Here is a 20,528-nt window from a genome sequence, read left to right as displayed (position 1 = left end):
TATCTAATGTTTGTATGAAAATGATATGTTAGGACCTTATAATTTACTGGTAGCCCCTTTGGTTTAAAAAGTTACAGTTTTACAATGATCTTCTTGATAAACATGCCCAAAGAAACGCTTTTTACATACAATAGTTAAAATAGGCGGTAAGAGTGGATTAATCTAGTTAAATATTCGTATTTGAATTAGGGTCGATAGTGTTACAATAAGAAGGGAAATTGGATATGGAGGGTGAATATGAAAATTAAACTTGGGTTATTGTATGGTGGAAAATCTGCTGAACATCAAGTGTCATTACAAACAGCCAAAGCTGTTATTAAAGCATTAGACTTAACTAAATATGAAGTACATCCTATATATATTTCTGAAACAGGTGAATGGGTTAGGGGAGCACAGCTCGAAGGCCCAGTGGAGGATGTCAAGAAACTTCAATTGAAAGAAGATGGAGAAACGATTTCTCCAGTTGCGTTAAACTCGGAGCTTTTCCCTGTCCCGTCAAACAATCATACAAATGATGATAAGATCGATGTTGTTTTTCCATTGCTTCACGGACCGAATGGGGAAGATGGTACGGTTCAAGGGTTATTAGAGCTGATGAACATTCCTTATGTAGGAAACGGGGTATTAGCGTCTGCTGCTGGGATGGATAAAGTGATGATGAAAAACATCTATGAGCAGGCTGGCATCAAGCAAGCTAAATATGTATGGTACCTTCGCGGTGACTGGGAAAAGGATGCGGAAGGAGTCTATGCGAACGTTGAAGAAAAGCTTGGTTACCCTTGTTTTGTTAAACCGGCGAATTTAGGTTCAAGTGTTGGAATTAGCAAATGTAAGGACCTCGATAGCTTAGAAAAAGCCTTTGAATTAGCCTTTGAATATGACCGTAAAATCATTATAGAAGAGGGAATAGACGGCCGTGAAGTGGAAATTGGCGTTTTAGGTAACGATGATCCCGAGTGTTCAGTTGTTGGAGAAATTGTCCCAGATACAGACTTTTACGATTATAAAGCGAAGTATGAGGATGGAAGTACGGGACTGATCATTCCTGCTGACATCACTGATGAAGAATATGAAGACATTAAGAGAGTAGCGATTCAATCCTTTAAAGCACTCGATTGTTCAGGATTAGTCCGTGCTGATTTCTTCTTAACAAAAGACGGAGAAGTCCTCATGAACGAAGTCAATACAATGCCTGGCTTTACGCCATTTAGTATGTTTCCGATGCTGTGGCAGGAATCAGGCTTGCCGTACTCGAAGCTGATTGAGAAATTAGTGGAACTTGGAGTAGAGCGTCACAAGGAAAAACAGAAGATTAAACATACGTTTTAAGGTGCAATAATAGATTGAGGTTGACTACGTTGTGAGTCAGCCTCCTTTTACATAGAATAAAGTTAAGGAAAAAAAGAACGGGGGCTATTCCTCCATACGTTTTTCAACAAGGCTATTTCGTAAAGGTTGTTGCTGTGAAGGACGGTTTTTCTCGTAGTGAAATGGAGCGGAAGTCACTCGATACCTCCTTGCGGGTGCGAGTGGCTGGAGCTTAATGGAACGAACATGTAAATAACATGTACCCCATAAAAACAACAAAGTATGCGAAAACAGTCTTCAACAAAAAGGAGCGAGTGGAATGATAAAAAGAGCATTTAAAGATATTGCTGCGTGGATGAGTGGGGAAGTAGTTGCCCCAAACGGTACTGTAAAGATTGCTGGAGTGTCTACAGATACAAGAACAATTCAAGAAGGCAATCTGTATATCCCGCTTGTAGGTGAGAGCTTTAATGGCCACAATTTTGTAAAATCCGCAATTGAGAACGGGGCAGCAGGAGCCATATGGCAAAAAAATCAGCCCAATCCTCCTGCTGATATCCCGCTTATTTATGTAGACGATACATTATTGGCATTGCAGGATTTAGCAAAAAACTACTTAGCGAATCTTCCTGCAAAAGTTATTGGAATCACTGGCAGCAACGGGAAAACAACAACAAAGGATATGGTGACGTCTGTACTTGCAACAACATATAAGGTGCAAAAAACAGAGGGCAATTACAATAATCATATTGGAATGCCGCTTACGATTCTTCGTCTAGAAGAAGACACAGAAATGGCTGTACTCGAAATGGGCATGAGCGGAAGAGGAGAAATTGAACTTCTTTCGACGATTGCCAAGCCTGAGGCTGCGATCATTACAAATATTGGTGAGTCTCATTTGCAGGACTTAGGATCACGAGAGGGAATTTCAGAGGCGAAGTTTGAAATCACAGCAGGTCTACGACAAAATGGGACACTTGTTATCCATGGGGATGAGCCTTTATTAACGGAAAAAGTGGAAAACAGTCCGTTTCATGTGATCACGTTTGGTACGTCAAAGGCGAACAACTATTACCCAGTTACGAGCGAACAGAAAAGTAATGGTACGTATTTTTCGATCAATGGAGAAGAGGAGACCGAGTTATTTATTCCGGTGCTCGGTAAACACAATATTAATAACGCCCTCTCTGCTATTGCTATTGCTAAGCAATTTGAGGTGTCAACACCTGACATCAAAAAAGGGTTAGAAATGATCAAGATTACCGGGATGCGTACAGAATTGATCGAGGGCAAAAATGGAGTGACGGTAATTAATGACGCATATAATGCGAGTCCAACTTCGATGCGCGCGGCAATTGAATTGCTTCAGGATTTAAAGGATTACAAGAAAAAAATAGTTGTTTTAGGCGATATGCTTGAACTAGGCGAACAAGAAGAATTGTTTCATTATGAAGTAGGAAAAGGAATCGACCAAGATAAAATCGATTTTGTTCTCACATTTGGCGAACTAGGAAAGAACATTGCAGCAGGTGCAAATGTTCATTTTACAGAGAAACAGGTTTTTGCATATGATGACAAACAGGCGTTGATTACAAAGCTCCAGGAAGTCGCAGGCGATGGAGATATTGTTCTTGTTAAAGGCTCTAGAGGGATGAAATTAGAAGAAGTGGTTCATGCATTAATGTAATTCCTTGTTTGTTCGCATTTAGTGCCCATATTAATAAAATAATTCATACAAAAAACGCACCGATTAAACTGTGCGTTTTTCGGGCTGTTCAGAAGGGAGATGAACAGCCTAACTAATCATATAAAGCCCAGTATATCAAACAAACGGAACGATAATACTCGTACTTTGGCTTATTTTCCATTGTTATCAACAATTTCTATAATGATTCTAAAAATTCATAAAAAATAATAATGTAAAAAATAACAAAATCAGGTAGACTATGACTAATGTCGATAGACTAAAAAATCAAAATTTTAGGATTTTTATAATGAAAAATACAATTGGAGAGGGTAGCAAAAATGAAAACCATTCATCGCTTTATTCCACCACATCTAATTTGGGAAGCTAAAAAGCGTGTGTATCAAATTATCGAGAGGACACCGACGATTAAATCTGAGTATTTATCAAATGTAATTGATGGAAATGTGTATTTGAAGCTAGAGAACACACAGGCCATTTCAGCATTCAAAGTAAGAGGTGCAGCAAATAAAATCTTAGCGTTATCACCTGAGGAGCTACAAAAAGGGGTAACAACGTTTTCAACAGGTAATCATGGATTAGCTGTTTCCTATATTGCTAAAAAGTTAGGAGTTAAAGCTGTAATATGCATGTCTTCTCGTGTACCACAAGCGAAGTTAGAGCGGATTGCTGAATTAGGGGCGGAAATTGAAATATTTGGTAGTTCTCAAGATGACGCTAAAAAAAGGTGTGACCAGCTCCACGAAAAAGAGGGATTAACTATCATTCCTCCATTTGATGACAAGGATATTATTTCCGGACAGGCAACCATTGGATTAGAAATTCTAGAAGATGTACCACTAATTGATTGTGCAATCGTTCCTTTATCTGGTGGAGGGTTGTTAGCAGGAGTTGGTTATGTGCTAAAAAATTATAATGAGACGATTTCTATAAGTGGTGTTTCAATGGAACAAGGGGCGACTATGTATGAAAGTTTAAAGGCTGGACATCCAATTGAAGTGATGGAAGTAGACACATTAGCAGATAGTTTACTGGGTGGGATTGGCTTAAACAATCAATATACGTTTCCTTTGGTTCAGCAGCTAGTGGATGAAGTGCATCTGGTGTCAGAAACAGACATAGCCTATTCAATGGGGTTGCTAGCAGATAAGCATAGGTTAATTGTTGAGGGGGCTGCGGCGACAGGGGTTGCTGCTTTATTACATCATAAGGATCGTTATAAAGGGAAAAACGTCGTCCTCGTTATAAGTGGCAGTAATGTTGATTTAAAAGTGATTCATCAAGTAATAGGACAATACCTAAATCAGAACCAAGTCATAAAGTAGGAAGTGAGTTAGATGCAATTAACGATGGCCGATATTATGAATTTAGATATTTTGGAGGCGGCAACGATTCGGACTGCCGTAAATTGTTTGCCTGCTAGAATCGTCGAGTGGATTTCGATAACAGAAGCCCCGGTTGAAAACTTTGTCCGAAAAAATGAATTAGTCCTTACAACAGGGATTGGTTGTGAGAATGATATGGTGTTATTTGAGGAGTTTGTTCATGATGTAATCAATTCTGGTGCATCCGCATTAGCAATTGCAACAGGTAGATTTATCTTTGATATTCCTCATACATTATTAGAATTCGCAGAAGCCTCTAACTTTCCGTTAATAGAGCTACCATGGGAACTGAGGTTTGCTGATATATCCCATGAAGTGATGAACGAGCTTACGCGTAAACAACAAATGGATTTAAATGAATCTAAACAGATTCAAGAACAATTGCTAGGTCTTATTCTAGATGGACAAGACTTAGCAGATGTTGCTACCTTTGTTTCTAAAAAAATTAATCAACCCATAGTAATTACCGATAAACATACTTCTATCAGAGGGGTTTATCCTAAATCGAGTCAGATTACAAAGCTTTGGGAAGAGCTATCAAGTGAAAAGGTCATTCCTTTAAATAATGACAACGAATCAAGTTTTTCTCAGGATCCTCTTCAAATGAAGATGCAAGTCGAAAGCTACAAAGGACAAAATCTTATTCAGTTGCCAATCATTAAAGGTTATAACCGAATACAAGGTTATTTATATGTTCTACCAAGAAGCTCGTTACAGAGTGTAGATCATTTATTAGACCGATATGTTAATAGTGTGTTAGAGCATGCTGTGACCACTTCAGCGCTATGGTTTTTTCGGGAAAATGTGATTGAAGAAACAGAACTTAGGCTACGTAATGATTTCGTTAAAAGGTTGGCACTAGAACCTATAGAGGTTTGGGAGAGAGTCATTGAAAGAGGAGAGTTACTCGGGTACAAAATGGATGTACCATACGTCTGTATCATCGGAGATCTGGACCACATTGAATCCTATTATAAAAAATCTCAAAATAATAAAAGCTCGTTTGCGGAATGGTTTCAAAGTGTCCTGCATTATATTGATGAAGAACTGATTCATTCAGCACAATCGATGCAGAAACAAATTATGATTACACATAAACATGATGAAGTCATTATCTTTCTGGAAACAGATAGTGATTCTTCCTCTGAATCAGTAAATAACTTCTTAGATTTATTGGATCGTAGACTAACGAATCTTCTACCCGAGCTTGGCATTCTTTGGGGAATTGGTCGTTATCATGATCCGCCTTATCTCTTTCAGAAAAGCTACCGGGAAGCTAAGCTGTCTATAAATATTGGAAAGAAAAAGGATTTGTTATCTCCGCGGATTCACTTTAACGATACAGCATTTGAACGTGCGATTTTATCATTAATGAATAGCGAAGACATGATTGATGTAGTGTCCTCCACGATTGTCCCGATATTACAATATGATGAAAATAGAGAAACAGACTTAATCAAAACATTTAATGTTTTTTATGATAACCAATGCAATGTGAGTAAAACAGCTCGTGCATTAAATTTACATAGGCAATCCCTTTTGTATCGACTTAGAAAAATTGAAGCTTTAACTGGTTTATCATTAGTGAACTCTGACCATTTATTTTTGTTGACCCTTAGTTTAAAGGTGTGGTCGATCGGTTTAGCAAATGAAATAAAGCAATAAGAAACTAAGTGCCTCAACAGGTTATGGACAGACTGTTGAGGCACTTTACATAATGATTAGTAACAAAATCTGACAAATGTTTTAGATAAAGTGATTAGAAATAAGACGAAACTTTATACAATTTGCAGAATATATTTTTTTTTGGAAAAACTCTAAGATGAATCTATAAGATTTACACATTAATAAAGAGGAGAAATGAAAGATGACAAGTTTTTCCCATGCAGAATATAAGCAAAGATTAGTAAAGACAAAAGAGCGGATGACTCAAGAAGGAGTAGAAGTCTTGCTCATAACAGACCCAGCTAATATGTGTTATTTATCTGGGTATGATGGATGGTCCTTTTATGTTCATCAAATGCTACTTGTTATGATTGATGAGGAACAGCCGATTTGGATTGGAAGAGGGATGGATGCCAATGTAGCTAAAGTGACGAGCTGGCTTTATCACGATAACATCATTCCATATCCAGATGATTATGTTCAATCAACAACAAAGCATCCAATGGATTTTGTTGCGAATATTCTAAAGGAAATTGGTCAAAGCAAACGGACCATCGGGGTTGAAAAGGACAACTATTATTTTACGGCTAAGTGCTATGAGCAATTAAAGCTGGGACTACCTAATGCTGTATTTAAAGACAGTACAAATCTAGTAAACTGGGTGCGGATTATTAAATCAGATGCAGAAATCGAATATATACGAAAAGCGGCAAGAATTGTGGAAAAAACAATGTATGTTGGGATTCAATCGATAGCTCATGGGGTAAGAGAATGTGATGTGGCAGCGAAAATTTATGAAGCTCAAATCTCTGGTACAAAAGAATTTGGTGGAGATTATCCTGCGATTGTTCCTTTAATGCCAGCTGGTAAAAAGACATCTACCCCTCATATTACATGGAGCGAAGATAAGTACACAAACGGAATGACGGCTATTCTTGAATTAGCAGGTTGCTACAAACGCTACCATAGTCCGATGTCGCGAACTGTTCATCTTGGGAAGCCGAGTGATAAAGTAAAAGACTTAGCTTCAACTGTCATAGAAGGCCTTAATGCTGCGTTAGAGGTTGTTAAACCGGGAGTAGCATGTGAAGAAGTGGAAGAAGTCTGGCGGAACACTATTGCAAAAAGTGGATTTAAAAAGGATTCAAGAATTGGTTACTCAATGGGGTTAAATTATCCACCAGACTGGGGTGAACATACAGCAAGCCTTAGACAAGGAGATAAAACGATCTTGCAGCCAAATATGACATTTCATATGATTCCAGGTATATGGTATGACGATTATGGTGTGGAATTAAGTGAATCGTTCCGTGTCACTGAAACAGGTTGTGAAATCTTAGCTAACTTTCCGCGAGAACTCATTGTAAAAGAAGAGGTTGATCCACTAGAACCCCTTTTCTTCAATAAAAATGTAGGTGCCTGATGAAAATTTTTACGAGAGAGGAAATTGAACAATTTGTAAAAGTAGATCTTGAATCCATTCAAGTTGTTGAACAAGGTTTCGTGGAGTTAGCAAGGGGAAATACCATTACACCACCAATTCTGAGAGTGGGTGTTGAACAACATAACGGTGAAGTAGATGTGAAGACCGCTTATGTAAAAGGATACGAGATGTTCTGTATTAAAGTTTCATCAGGCTTTTTTAATAATAAGCAACTCGGGCTGCCAACAGGAAATGGGATGATGCTGTTAATTTGCGCAAGAACAGGCGCTCCTAAAGCCATATTCTTAGATAATGGCTATTTAACAGATGTGAGAACGGCAGCGGCTGGAGCAATTGCAGCGAAACATTTAGCGAGTGATAAAGTCAAGAATGTTGTTGTAATCGGAGCTGGAAGCCAAGCTGAATATCAGGTTAAGGCTCTCGCGCAAGTTCGACTTTTGGAGAAAGTCTTCGTTTACGCCAATGAGTTTGAAAATTCAGTTAAATTATCAAAGAAATTAGAGAAAGAACTTAATCTAGAAGCTGTTCCGATTAGATCACTTAGAGAAAGCGTAGAAATTGCCGATCTAGTCATAACTGCAACCCCATCAAAAGACCCTGTTCTAAAAGGGGATTGGTTGAAAAAAGGAGTTCATGTAACAGCGATGGGTTCAGACGCTGAACATAAAAGAGAACTTGATCAACTTGTGATCACTAAAGCAGACCGATTAGTTTGTGATGTGAAGGCCCAAGCGTTCCAGCTTGGAGAATACCACCATGCCTCTGTTAAAGAAGACGCAGTTGTTGAATTAGGAGAGGCAATCATAAACAACCAACTAGGTCGCACAACGGAAGAAGAAATTACAGTTTGTGATTTAACGGGTACCGGTGTGCAAGATACAATGATCGCTTTATATGCATATAAGATGCTTATTGAAGCAGGGTTAGGGTTAACAATTGAAAATTAGGAGGATGAAATAATGGAAAAAAAGTATGAGCAAGTCAAAGTAGATACAAAAGCAGTATGGGCAGGAGAACAAGATTATTTAGTACACGGTGCCACGCAAGTACCAGTGATTCCGAGTGTTGCCTTTGGTTATGACGACATGGATGAATGGTATGACGTCGCGATTGGAAAGAAAAAAGGACATATTTATGGAAGAAACACAAACCCAACGGTTCAAGCATTTGAAGATAAGTTGAAAATTCTAGAAGGTGCTAAAGCGGCAACAAGTTTTTCGACGGGGATGGCAGCGATTAGCAACACGCTTTATACCTTTTTAACACCAGGTGACCGAATTGTTTCTATTAAAGATACGTATGGGGGAACAAATAAGATCTTCACAGAGTTTCTACCGCGTATGGGAGTAGAAGTAGCGTTATGTGAGACAGGGAATCACGAGGAAATCGAAAAAGTTGTAAAACAAGGATGTAAAGTCCTTTACTTAGAAACACCAACCAACCCTACCGTAAAAATAACGGATATCGAAGCGATGGCGAAAGTAGGAAAAGAAGTAGGAGCCCTTGTCATTGTTGATAACACGTTTGCTACACCAATCAACCAAAACCCACTTGAACTAGGTGTGGATCTAGTAATTCATAGTGCAACGAAGTTTTTAGGAGGACATGCTGATGCACTAGGTGGTGTAGTATGCGGAAATGATTCGGAATTGGTTGAAGCGATCTATCATTATCGTGAAATTAATGGGGCAACGATGGACCCGTGGGCTGCTTACCTTATCTTAAGAGGAATGAAAACCTTGCATTTACGCGTTGAACGACAACAAGAAAATGCAATGAAATTAGCAAAATACCTTCAAACGGAAGAAATGGTCGATGCTGTTTTTTACCCAGGGCTTGAAACACACCCAGGTTATGACATCGCGAAGAAACAAATGCGTGGTTTCGGTGGGATGCTTAGCTTTGCAGTAAAAGACGGGGTTGATACAGTGAGAGAACTGTTACCTAAGCTTGAATTTGCTCACCGAGCTGCGAATTTAGGGGCTGTTGAAACAACCGTAGGACCTGCAAGAACAACAAGTCATGTCGAGTGTACGCCGGAAGAACGGGCAGCTATGGGGATCCCAGAAGGGTTGATTCGTATCTCTTGCGGCATTGAAAATATTGAGGACATTATTGCAGATTTCAAACAGGCTTTTGCAGGTCTTCGTACAACGGTCAATTCGTAAAAGTAGAAGGTGATGGATATGGAGGGTTTTGTAACTAAACAGCTTGCAGAGAGTTTGTCAGACCAACTCATCGAATGGCGTCGACATTTACATGCTTATCCTGAGTTAAGTTTTCAAGAATTCGAGACGTCGAAGTATTTGGCAGCTAAATTAAGAGAAATTGATGGAATGAAGGTAGAAACAGGAATCGGCAAGACTGGGATTGTCGGAACATTGTCGGCTGGTGAAGGACCGTGCATAGCCGTTCGAGCAGACATAGATGCATTGCCAATTGCAGAAGAAAGTGAGTTAGAATATCGCTCCAAAAATGAAGGAGTTATGCACGCTTGTGGACATGATGCTCATCCATCAATTGTTTTAGGTGTAGCGCATACGGTTTGTGAATTAATCAAGCAAAAGCTTATCACAAAAGGAACAATCAAATTTATTTTTCAACCGGCTGAAGAAAGTACCGATGAGCAAGGGCTTTCAGGTGCTCCATACATGATCCGTGATGGAGCCCTTGAAGGGGTGGATGCGGCCTTGGCCTTGCATATGTGCCCTTGGCTTCCGGTTGGTAGCTTGCAAATGAATGATGGTTACAGCATGGCCAATGTAGATGTGTTTGAAGCGAAACTAAAGGGAACGGGTGGCCATGGTGCCTATCCTCAACTTGGAACCGATCCAGTTTGGATGCTTGGTCCCGTCTTGCAAGCGATTTATGGAATAGTTGCAAGAAGGGTATCGCCACTTGATCCAACTGTACTAAGCATCGGACAAATTCACGCAGGAACGGCTAGCAATATCATTCCAACGGAAGTAACAATTGAAGGGACGATGCGAAGTTATTCAAGTGAAAATCGCAAGTTTATCGCAAAAGAGCTTGAGAAAGCAATATCGATCGTTGATGTGTTTGAGGGAAGTTATGACCTTACGATTACAAAAGGGGAGCCTTCATTAATGAATGATCCTATTGTCAATAGCTGGCTGGAAGAATCGGTGAGGTATCTATATCCGGAGTCTACCATTGTAAATGAACCTTTTGGTCTTGGTGGAGAAGATTTCGGCTATATGAGTCAATTAGTTCCAAGTTCAATGTTTTTCTTAGGGTGTGCCACATCAGACGGCATTCAGCGAGACTTGCATACGCCGATTTTTAATCTTGATGAACGATGCTTACCGATAGGTGTTTCCATTTTAGCAGAAACCGTTCGTCGTTTTGTTCAGGAAGAAGTGAAGCCGTTAACTAGAAAATCAAACAAAGGGGAGGGAACCAATCAATGAGTCATAAACTAGCTTTACTGGGGTTTGGTACTGTTGGGCAAGGATTGGCTGAAATATTAATAAATAAAGAAAAGAAACTTCTAGAAGGAGTTCAATTTCAAGGCAAAGTTGTTGCGATCTCGGATCTTATGAAAGGTGCCTTGTATCATCCGGATGGGTTGGACCTCAAGAAAGTACTTGAAGTAGTTAAGGAAACGGGAAAACTAGATTCATATCCAGATAAACCTGGTTTAATTCGCGGATTAAATAGTCTCGAGACAATTAGAGAGACAAACGCCCAAACGATCGTTGAAGTAACCTTTACAGATGTGAAAACGGGACAACCTGCTATTGATCATTGTAAGGCGGCTTTTGAAGCAGGTAAGAATGTCGTAATGAGCAATAAAGGTCCTGTTGCACTAGCGTATGAAGAGTTATCACAAATGGCAGAAGATAATGGAGTAAACTGGGGGTTTGAAGGAACGGTTATGAGTGGTACACCTGCTTTACGGATGCCTCTTGCTGCTCTAGCAGGAAATGATTTTATTGAAATCCGAGGAATTTTAAATGGAACAACAAATTTTATTCTTTCAAAAATGGAAGAAGGTCTTACCTATGAAAATGCTTTACAAGAGGCGCAGGAGCTTGGCTATGCAGAAGCGGATCCAACTAGCGACGTTCAAGGGTTTGACGCCCGTTATAAGATTGTTATCCTATCAAACTTAGTATTGAATGAACCGTTAAAAGTAGAAGATGTCGAATGCCAAGGGATCACAGAACTGACAAAAGAAGATATCGAATTAGCACAAAAAGAAGGATTTCGTTGGAAGCTTATTGCAAGTGCGAAGAAAGAGAAAGGAAAGGTAATCGCATCGGTGAAGCCTATGAAACTACATGTAACAGACCCATTAGCATCCATCAATGGGGCCATTAACGCTGTTATGTACGAATGTGATTTAGCTGGGACTATTACTCTTTGCGGACCTGGCGCGGGGAAAATTGAAACAGGATATTCCTTATTGATTGACTTAATCAATATAGAACGAGGAATGTTAACACCCAAATCGAAAAAAGAGACAGCTAATCAAGCTTTAATTTATTAAGAGTGTGGAAGGAAGGTGGCAGTAATCATGATCAATGTGGAAACGGTAGGAACAAACATGTTTCTAGCTGGCAAATGGGTTAATCGAAGTAACATCATTGAAGTACGTGATCCCGAAGATAACCGCTTACTGACGACAGTGCCTGCTGCATCAAAGGAAGATATGCTTGAAGCTATCGATGAGGCGAAAGTTGGTTTGAAAATTGCCTCGAACATGTCTGTCCACCAAAGAGTTGATATTCTAAATAAGGCCGCAGATTATATTGAATCTCATCTAGAGGAATATGCTATTACGATTGCAAGCGAAGGGAGCAAAACCATTCGTGAGGCGCGTAAAGAAGCAAGCCGTTGCGTACAAACAATTCGTTTAAGTGCTGAGGAGGCACGTCGTATAACTGGAGAGACAATCTCATTTGACCAAGCGCCTGGAAGTGAAGGCCGACAAGGTTATTATACACGTATTCCTATTGGTATTATTGGAGCCATTACACCATTTAATGACCCATTAAACCTTGTTGCTCATAAAGTAGGCCCGGCCATTGCTTCAGGAAATGCCATAATTGTTAAACCTGCAACGGCAACGCCACTAAGTGCGCTCAAACTTGCTGAAGCGTTTGAAGCGGCAGGATTACCAGATAAAGTTTTATCCGTTGTGACGGGGTATGGCTATGAGATTGGGGATACGTTGGTTACTCATCCTGATGTTCGAATGATCTCGTTTACAGGAGGGGTTGAAGCGGGGCTTGCAATAACCCAAAAAGCTGGATTGAAAAAGTTGAGCATGGAACTGGGATCAAACTCGCCAGGTATTGTTTTAGCTGATGCTAATATGATTGAAGCCGTTGAAGCGAATGTCTCAGGGGCATTTTGGGCAGCTGGCCAAAATTGTTTAGGTGTACAAAGGCTCTATGTTGAACAAACGATATTTGAATTGTTTGTCGAAGAATTTGTAGCAAGAACACAAGAGTATCGTCTAGGAAACAAGTTATCAGAAGAAACGGACATGGGGCCGCTTATTTCGGAAAAGGAAGCGATCCGAGTGGAAAGCTGGGTTGAAGAGGCTGTTTTACAAGGGGCGAGGCTTTTATGTGGGGGGAAACGCAACGGTGCATCTTATGAGCCAACCGTGTTAATGGATGTTCCAGATCACTGTACGATTGCAAGAGAAGAGGTTTTTGGTCCGGTTGTTTTGCTTTATGCTGTTTCCAACATAAAAGAAGCAATTGAAAGGTCAAATTCTGTTCATTTCGGTCTCCAAGCCGGGGTCTTTACAAATAATCTGGAATATGCCTTTCAAGCAAGCGAACAGCTTGAGGTTGGAGGCGTGATGATCAATGATAGCAGTGATTACCGAATTGATGGTATGCCATTTGGGGGAGTCAAAGCTTCAGGACTTGGACGAGAAGGGGTTCAATTTACCATTCATGAGATGACAGAACCAAAAGTGATTTGTTTTAAGTTAAATAAGCAGTAGAACAGCCTAAGAAGCGTCATTGTACTTCTGAATATTGAGAATGAATTTGACCGAGGGGGCTCTATATTGAAAATACTTAGAAAACTAGACCGAGTGATTATGAAAATAGAAGAGGCTATTCTTAGCTACGCTATTATTTTAATCGCCCTCATGGTAACTGGAAATGTTCTTAGTCGATATTTCACGGGAAGAAGTTGGGCATTTGCAGCTGAAATAAGTGAATTTGCTGTGATTATAGCAACTTTTTTAGGAATCAGCTATGCCGCGAGAAAAGGAAGGCATATAAGCATGTCTGCATTTTTTGATATGGCTCCTGCTAAAACTCGTAAAATAATGGCGATCATCATTCCAGCCATCACAGCAATCAGCTTATTTCTTTTAGCTTACTATGCATATGTTTATACCATTTCTTCTTTTGAAAGAGGAAGAACGACAACGGCTTTGTTAATACCCGTTTACTTGTTTCATTTATTTATCCCGATTGGATTTACACTAGGAGGCTTACAATTTCTACGGAACATGTGGATTAACATAAAAGAAAAAGACGTGTTCTTAGCAACAGATAAAAAGGATTATTTGTAGTAAAAAAAGAAACGGGAGGTCCCAATATGGTTGCCACATTACTGACAATAATGATTATCCTCCTTCTTTTTGGATTTCCAATGATGATTCCGCTTATTATTGCGCCATTAATCATTGTGATTTTCTTTTATCCAAACTTTAGTGGTGAAATAATTATTCAACAAATGGTTCAAGGAATATCTTCTTATGTGCTATTAGCCGTTCCATTATTTATTTTTGCGGCGGATATTATGGCTACAGGAAAAACATCAAATCGATTATTGGATTTTGTTGGTGCATTTATTAGACATCTACGAGGGGGGTATGCGATTACAACCGCTGCTGCTTGTACGTTATTTGGAGCTATTTCAGGATCGACGCAAGCAACCGTTGTTGCAATAGGAAGACCTATGAGGCAAAGGATGCTTGCTAGTGGATATAAAGATTCAAGTGCTATTGCTCTCATTATTAATGCTAGTGATGTTGCTTTGCTAATCCCTCCGAGTATTGGAATGATCATCTATGCGTTAGCAGCACCGCAAGTTTCGGTTGGAGAATTGTTTCTTGCAGGAATTGGTCCAGGACTTCTCGTGTTTTTCTTTTTTGCTCTCTATAGTTACATATACGCAAAAATAAAAAACATTCCACTAGCTGAGAAAGCTTCTTGGAGTGAACGCTGGGGTGTAATAAAGAAAGCAATCTTTCCTTTAGGTTTCCCTTTAATTATTATCGGAGGAATTTATTCAGGTATATTTAGTCCGACTGAAGCAGCTGGTGTATCAGTGTTGTATGCGTTGATTTTAGAAGTTCTCATTTTTCGAACAATTAAGGTAGCCGATATTCCAAAAGTTGCTTTATCAACGGGTCTTGTGACTGCTGCGGTATTTATTCTTGTAGCAGGAGGACAAGCATTCTCTTGGGTCATCTCATTTGCACGTATTCCGAACATGGTAGCAGAAGCTGTGATGGGAGGCGATCCAACGGCGATTCAAGTGTTAATCATAGTATCGATTTTCTTCTTTATTGGTTGTATGTTTGTTGATCCAATTGTTGTGATCTTAATACTTACACCTATCTTTTATCCCATTGCAATACAGGCTGGAATCGATCCTATTCATCTAGGAATTATCATCACATTCCAAGCGGCTCTGGGATCAGCAACTCCTCCATTTGGAGTTGATATATTCACCGCTAGTGCCGTCTTTAATAAGTCGTACCTTGATGTTATTAGAGGAACTCCTCCATATATCATCATGTTAGTTTGTATTTCGGTATTGCTCATTATGTTTGAGGAAATCTCTTTATTCTATCGGTATTTTCTTTGAAATAGAATAGTCAGCTAAAAGGAGGAGTAAGGATGTTTAGAAAAAAGAAGTTTATAATGGCCGGACTTATACTCACTGCTAGTTTAGTATTATCAGCTTGTGGAGGTGGATCGACAGAAAGTTCAACAGATGAGGGTGGTTCAAAATCTGAAAACAGTGAAGAAATATACAATTGGAACTTTGTTACAGAAGAGATGGAAGGACAAGTTCAGTTTGAATATGCTCGTGAATTCGCCGATCTTTTAGCGGAAAAGTCAGATGGTCGGATTAATATGGAGATATATGAATTCGGTGGGCTTGGAAGTGAAGTGGACCAAGTTGAACAAATGCAAGATGGAATTGTAGAATTTGCTATTATGTCCCCTGGGTTCACGGGGACAATGGTAACAGAAGGACAACTATTTGCTCTCCAATTTTTATTTACAGATGATATGGCCTTAAACCAAGAGATATTAAATACGAGTGAAGCATTAAATGTACATTTATCTAAAAAGTATGAGGAACATAATATTAAACCATTGGCATACTTTACGGAGGGTGCCATGCAATGGACGTCCAATAAACCATTGCAGTCTCCAGAAGATTTCCAAAACTTTAAGATGAGAACACAAGAATCCCCATTAATTATGGAGTCCTATAAAGCTTACGGTGCGGACCCAACAGCTATGAGCTGGTCTGAATTGTATACTTCGCTTGATCGAAACATCGTTGACGGTCAAGAAAATCCAATTTTCTTTATTGAAGATGCCTCGTTTAATGAGGTGCAAGATTATATGACGATTTCTAACCATAATATCTATGTAGCAATGCTTACAGTGAACCCGAATTTTTATGATAGCTTGCCAGATGATATTAAAAAGATGATTGATGAAACGGTAGAAGAAATGAGACCAATTGCTTATGATTTGCAAGATAAGCTAAATCGAGAAATGCTAGAATCAATTAGAGAAAATGAAACCCACTCAACCGAAATTATTGAGCTATCCGAAGCTGAACGTGATGCATTTAGACAATTAGCATTACCAGTCCGTGAGTACTTCATCAATGAAGTTGTTGGAGAAGATGGAAAAGAGCTATTAGATATGCTTCAAAAAGAAATTGAAGAAGTTGAAGAGTGAGTAACGAAGGTCACTGCTGGAAAATCCAGTGTTGGCCTTTTTTCTTTTTCGTTTATGGTAAAATAATTAAGTCAAGCAAAAGGAGAGAAAACGATGATTTCACTTCAAAATAGAGATAGCAGAAGATACTTACACAAGCCAAAAGCGAAGCTAAATCTAAAACTGAAAATGACGTTTCTGATTGTTTTGTTAATTATCGGAATGTTCTCGATTGTGGGAGTGTTTCTTCAATATTTTCTCTCTGATACATTGGAAACGCAGCTTGGTGAACGAGCGTTGAGTGTAGCTGAAAGTGTGGCCCAAATACCTGAGTTAAAAGAGGCATTTGATCTAGAAAATCCTTCAGAGGTGATTCAGCCTCTTGTTTCACCCATTCGAGAAGCGACTGGCGCACAATTTATTGTTGTTGGAAATCGTAATGAAATTCGCTATGCTCATCCCAATTTTGATCAAATAGGAAAGAAAATGGTTGGCGAAGACAATGAGCGAGCATTGACGTATGGGGAATCTTACGTCTCAAAGGCAGTCGGTTCGCTAGGGCAATCGATTCGTGGGAAAGTCCCAGTGATGTCAAAGGAAGGCGAGGTCATCGGAGTTGTTTCTGTCGGTTTTTTAAATGAAGATGTTCAAAGTATTATTAAGAATTACAGCAACGAACTGTGGTATGTCTTGTTAGTGATCGTTGGAGTAGGAATGGTAGGTGCGGTCTTCATTGCGCATTATATTAAAAAGTTGTTATTTGGCTTAGAACCTGAAGAAATTTCACACCTTCTTTTACAAAAAGAAACGATCTTACAGTCAACTCATGAAGGAATTATAGCAGTGAATAAAGATGGCACTATTACGATGATGAATACAGCCGCCAAACGGTTAATTTCAAGAAGTGGGAACGAAACCGAACCGTTGATTGGTGAGCCTATCTTGGATGTATTGCCGAATTCTAAGCTTCATGAAGTTCTCGAACGTGGTGAGAGTCAATATAACCAAGAGATGTTACTTGGAAATCACATTGTCCTAGTTAATCGCGTCCCTATTTATTATGAAGGAACGTTAATTGGGGCTGTGTCTACATTTCGGAATAAAACAGAAATAGAAAAGTTGACAAAAGAATTAACGAGAGTAAAACAATATGCCGAAGCATTACGCGCGCAAACTCACGAGTTTTCTAATAAAATGTATACGATATTAGGCCTAATCCAATTAGAGAAGAATGAAGAAGCGGTTGAGTTTATTCAAAGAGAAAGCAATATTCAACAAAAGTGGATACGGTTCTTGGTTGAGAAGGTACCCGACCCTTTGGTCAATGCCATTCTGTTAGGTAAGTTAAATCAAGCAAATGAACAAAGAGTTCATTTATCGATTGACCCAGAAAGTAGGTTAACGCATCGGTTGTCTGATAAAAAACGGGATGCGCTCGTAACCGTTTTAGGCAACTTAATTGAAAATGCGATTGAAGCAGTAAAAAATCTTTCGGAGTCAGACAGAAAGATAACCCTTTTCTTTACCGATATTGGAGACGAGGTTGTATTTGAAATAGAGGATGCAGGACAAGGGGTACCCGATGATCTTGCTTTAGAGATTTTTAAACAAGGGTTTTCAACAAAAGAAGGCTCGCATCGAGGAATAGGATTAGCTCTAACCAAACAGGTACTTACAGAAATTGGTGGCGATATATTCTTAGAAGAAAGTGAACTAGGAGGAGCATGTTTTGTTGTAACAATACCAAAGGATGATGAGTCTAGGGGGGAGAGTAATTAATGCGTTATGTGTTTGGAGTGTTAATTGTGGAAGACGACTTTAGAGTTGCGGAAATCACAAAACAGTTTGTGGAAAAAGTGGAAGGGTTTCAAGTGATTGATACTGTAAAAACAGGGGAAGAGGCACGAGAACGGCTAAAGAAGGGTTCTGCCTTACCAGATCTTATTTTGTTAGATGTATATATTCCTGATGTAAATGGTTTGGATTTATTTTGGGAGATTCGTAAAAATTATCTTAGCATTGATCTAATTATGATGACAGCAGCGAAAGAAGTTACAACGATTGAAGAGACGTTACGTGGTGGAATTTTTGATTATATTGTAAAGCCTGTAGAGTTTTCAAGGTTTAAACAAACGCTTGATCAATATTATGAGCACAGAAGTGTGTTATTAACTAAGGAGAGTATGGAGCAAGAGGAAATTGACAGACTGACTAGGTTCTCAGTGCAGAGAAGATCCCTAGAGCAAATGGTAGCATCTAGTGATTTACCAAAAGGAATTGACCGTCTAACGCTTGATAAGATAAAAAGCATCATGGAACAGAACCGAGAAAATGGATTGACTGCTGTTCAAGTCGGGAAAGAGATTGGGGCTAGCAGGTCAACAGCGAGAAGGTATTTAGAATATTTGGTATTAGTCAAACAATTACAAGCAGAACAAAAGTACGGAGACGTTGGACGACCGGAACGACGTTATTTGTTAACGTGAACAATATGAACAAAATTCGGTTAATGATCAATATTTTGTTTATTCTCATAAACTTCCTCTCTCTTTTCAAGCGTGTTAAATTTCTATGTATATAGAAAACTTTGAAAAGAGAGATTTTTATGGGGTGTAATGTATCCGCTTACAACTGATATCTCTCTTTTCAAATAAACGTTTATTTAAATTGGAAGGAGAGATTGGTATGCTGAGTATTATTGGTCTTGCTACAATCTTGACTATTGTCTTTTTGTTATTGAGTGGACGAATTACGCCGATTATCGGCCTTGTTCTTGTTCCTATTGTGGGGGCGTTATTGGCTGGTTTTGGGTTTGCTGAAATAGGCGTCCTTTTTGGTGAAGGGATCGACCGAGTAATTAATGTCGTTATTATGTTTATTTTTGCTATTCTCTTTTTTGGAGTTATGCAGGATGCGGGATTATTTGATCCAATTATTAATAAAATGATTGCGATTTCAAGAGGGGATGTTATTGCTGTTGCTGTTGGTACAGTTATCATTGGGGCAATTGCTCACCTTGACGGGTCTGGAGCTTCGACTTTTCTTATTACGATCCCGGCGCTTCTACCATTGTACAAACGATTGAGAATGAGTCCGTACTTGTTGCTCTTATTGGTTGGTTTAAGTGCTAGTATTATTAATATGGTTCCGTGGGGAGGGCCAATTGGAAGAACGGCTGCCGTAATTGGAGTCGATCCAACTGAGTTGTGGAGACCTCTTATTCCAGTCCAAATTATTGCTATGATTTTATTAATAGGTTTAGCTGTCATTCTAGGGTTAAGAGAGAAACGAAAGATTTCAAAGCTTACTAAATCAGAAAATGCCGACTTAGAAGCGGCTGCCACGTTGGAATTGGCAGAAAATGATGCACCATCTAAAAAAGATGAGTCACTAGCACGTCCTAAACTTTTATGGGCGAATTTATTACTGACACTAGGAGTCATTACAATGCTAGTATGGGGAATTATCCCTGCAGGTTTTGTATTCATGATTAGTTTAAGTATTGCCTTAATCATGAACTATCCTAAAGTTGATGATCAAATGGAGCGTATTAAAGCCCATGCTCCGAACGCACTTTTGATGGCTGCTATTATCCTTGCGGCTGGTTCATTTTTAGGAATATTAGATGGGACAGGAATGCTACAATCGCTTGCGACAGATCTTGTTTTGTTTTTGCCAGCATTCATTGTCCCTTATTTGCATCTTGTTATTGGCTTTCTCGGTGTCCCATTTGAACTTGTGTTAAGTACAGATGCTTACTATTTTGCTTTATTGCCAGTAGTAGAACAAATTGTAACTGGTTACGGGGTCGAAGCGACTTCTGCCGCTTATGCGATGGTCATTGGGAATATTATTGGGACATTCATTAGTCCATTTTCTCCCGCTCTTTGGTTAGCACTTGGACTTGCAGGACTTGAAATGGGAAAACATATCCGTTACTCGTTTTTCTGGGTGTGGGGATTTAGTATTGTATTGATTGTAGCCGCTATGGTAATAGGTGTTATTTAAAGTAGTGAATAGGATGGCCATCGGTCATCCTATTCACTTGTAAA

At 39.2% G+C, this 20,528-nt stretch carries 15 protein-coding genes and 1 pseudogene; all 16 read left to right on the top strand.

Going from position 1 to position 20,528, the window contains the following annotated elements; translation table 11 throughout:
• Nucleotides 1-237 precede the first annotated feature (237 nt).
• The 16 genes and pseudogenes from LQ50_RS19735 to LQ50_RS19660 all read left to right on the top strand — a co-directional run bounded on the left by LQ50_RS19735 (nucleotide 238) and on the right by LQ50_RS19660 (nucleotide 20,484).
• Nucleotides 238-1,329, top strand: coding sequence for a D-alanine--D-alanine ligase (locus LQ50_RS19735; RefSeq protein WP_034632623.1), 1,092 nt, complete (start codon nucleotides 238-240; stop codon nucleotides 1,327-1,329).
• A 298-nt stretch (nucleotides 1,330-1,627) separates the two neighbouring features.
• Nucleotides 1,628-2,995 (top strand): UDP-N-acetylmuramoyl-tripeptide--D-alanyl-D-alanine ligase, encoded by a 1,368-nt coding sequence (locus LQ50_RS19730; RefSeq protein WP_034632621.1) that lies wholly within the window; start codon nucleotides 1,628-1,630, stop codon nucleotides 2,993-2,995.
• A gap of 338 nt (nucleotides 2,996-3,333) precedes the next feature.
• Nucleotides 3,334-4,338, top strand: coding sequence for a hydroxyectoine utilization dehydratase EutB (eutB, locus tag LQ50_RS19725; RefSeq protein ID WP_034632620.1), 1,005 nt, complete (start codon nucleotides 3,334-3,336; stop codon nucleotides 4,336-4,338).
• 12 nt (nucleotides 4,339-4,350) lie between these two features.
• Nucleotides 4,351-6,063, top strand: coding sequence for a PucR family transcriptional regulator (locus LQ50_RS19720; protein WP_034632618.1), 1,713 nt, complete (start codon nucleotides 4,351-4,353; stop codon nucleotides 6,061-6,063).
• Between the two features lie 202 nt (nucleotides 6,064-6,265).
• Entirely contained in the window at nucleotides 6,266-7,486 is a 1,221-nt protein-coding gene (locus LQ50_RS19715; RefSeq protein ID WP_034632616.1) for a M24 family metallopeptidase, read from the top strand.
• Nucleotides 7,486-8,454, top strand: coding sequence for a cyclodeaminase (locus tag LQ50_RS19710; protein ID WP_034632614.1), 969 nt, complete (start codon nucleotides 7,486-7,488; stop codon nucleotides 8,452-8,454). The genes LQ50_RS19715 and LQ50_RS19710 overlap by 1 nt, the downstream gene beginning before the upstream one ends.
• Before the next feature lie 12 nt (nucleotides 8,455-8,466).
• Nucleotides 8,467-9,675 carry a cystathionine gamma-synthase family protein gene (locus LQ50_RS19705; protein ID WP_034632611.1) on the top strand — a complete coding sequence of 403 codons (1,209 nt, stop codon included), beginning with the start codon at nucleotides 8,467-8,469 and terminating at the stop codon, nucleotides 9,673-9,675.
• An 18-nt stretch (nucleotides 9,676-9,693) separates the two neighbouring features.
• Nucleotides 9,694-10,938 carry a M20 metallopeptidase family protein gene (locus LQ50_RS19700; protein ID WP_202595397.1) on the top strand — a complete coding sequence of 415 codons (1,245 nt, stop codon included), beginning with the start codon at nucleotides 9,694-9,696 and terminating at the stop codon, nucleotides 10,936-10,938.
• The gene (locus LQ50_RS19695) at nucleotides 10,935-12,020 is read left to right on the top strand and encodes a homoserine dehydrogenase (RefSeq protein WP_052144880.1); all 1,086 of its coding nucleotides are present in this window, start codon (nucleotides 10,935-10,937) and stop codon (nucleotides 12,018-12,020) included. Before LQ50_RS19700 ends, LQ50_RS19695 begins: the two co-directional genes overlap by 4 nt.
• Nucleotides 12,021-12,047: 27 nt before the next feature.
• Complete coding sequence (locus LQ50_RS19690) at nucleotides 12,048-13,493, top strand: aldehyde dehydrogenase family protein (protein ID WP_034632607.1); 1,446 nt, start codon at nucleotides 12,048-12,050, stop codon at nucleotides 13,491-13,493.
• A gap of 66 nt (nucleotides 13,494-13,559) precedes the next feature.
• Entirely contained in the window at nucleotides 13,560-14,075 is a 516-nt protein-coding gene (locus LQ50_RS19685) for a TRAP transporter small permease (RefSeq protein ID WP_034632605.1), read from the top strand.
• Between the two features lie 26 nt (nucleotides 14,076-14,101).
• Entirely contained in the window at nucleotides 14,102-15,379 is a 1,278-nt protein-coding gene (locus tag LQ50_RS19680) for a TRAP transporter large permease (RefSeq protein ID WP_034632603.1), read from the top strand.
• Between the two features lie 32 nt (nucleotides 15,380-15,411).
• Nucleotides 15,412-16,374, top strand: a pseudogene (locus LQ50_RS19675) (DctP family TRAP transporter solute-binding subunit); the annotation flags it as partial.
• Between the two features lie 216 nt (nucleotides 16,375-16,590).
• Nucleotides 16,591-18,255 carry an ATP-binding protein gene (locus LQ50_RS19670; RefSeq protein ID WP_034632599.1) on the top strand — a complete coding sequence of 555 codons (1,665 nt, stop codon included), beginning with the start codon at nucleotides 16,591-16,593 and terminating at the stop codon, nucleotides 18,253-18,255.
• Nucleotides 18,255-18,962: a response regulator gene (locus LQ50_RS19665; protein WP_034632597.1), complete on the top strand. Its 708-nt coding sequence runs from the start codon at nucleotides 18,255-18,257 to the stop codon at nucleotides 18,960-18,962. Before LQ50_RS19670 ends, LQ50_RS19665 begins: the two co-directional genes overlap by 1 nt.
• A gap of 199 nt (nucleotides 18,963-19,161) precedes the next feature.
• Complete coding sequence (locus LQ50_RS19660; protein WP_034632594.1) at nucleotides 19,162-20,484, top strand: CitMHS family transporter; 1,323 nt, start codon at nucleotides 19,162-19,164, stop codon at nucleotides 20,482-20,484.
• Nucleotides 20,485-20,528 lie beyond the last annotated feature (44 nt).

The sequence above is a fragment of the Halalkalibacter okhensis genome (genome assembly GCF_000787375.1).
In the GTDB taxonomy this organism is placed as follows: Bacteria; Bacillota; Bacilli; order Bacillales; family Bacillaceae_D; genus Halalkalibacter; species Halalkalibacter okhensis.
This window is presented reverse-complemented; position numbering and strand designations above follow the sequence as displayed.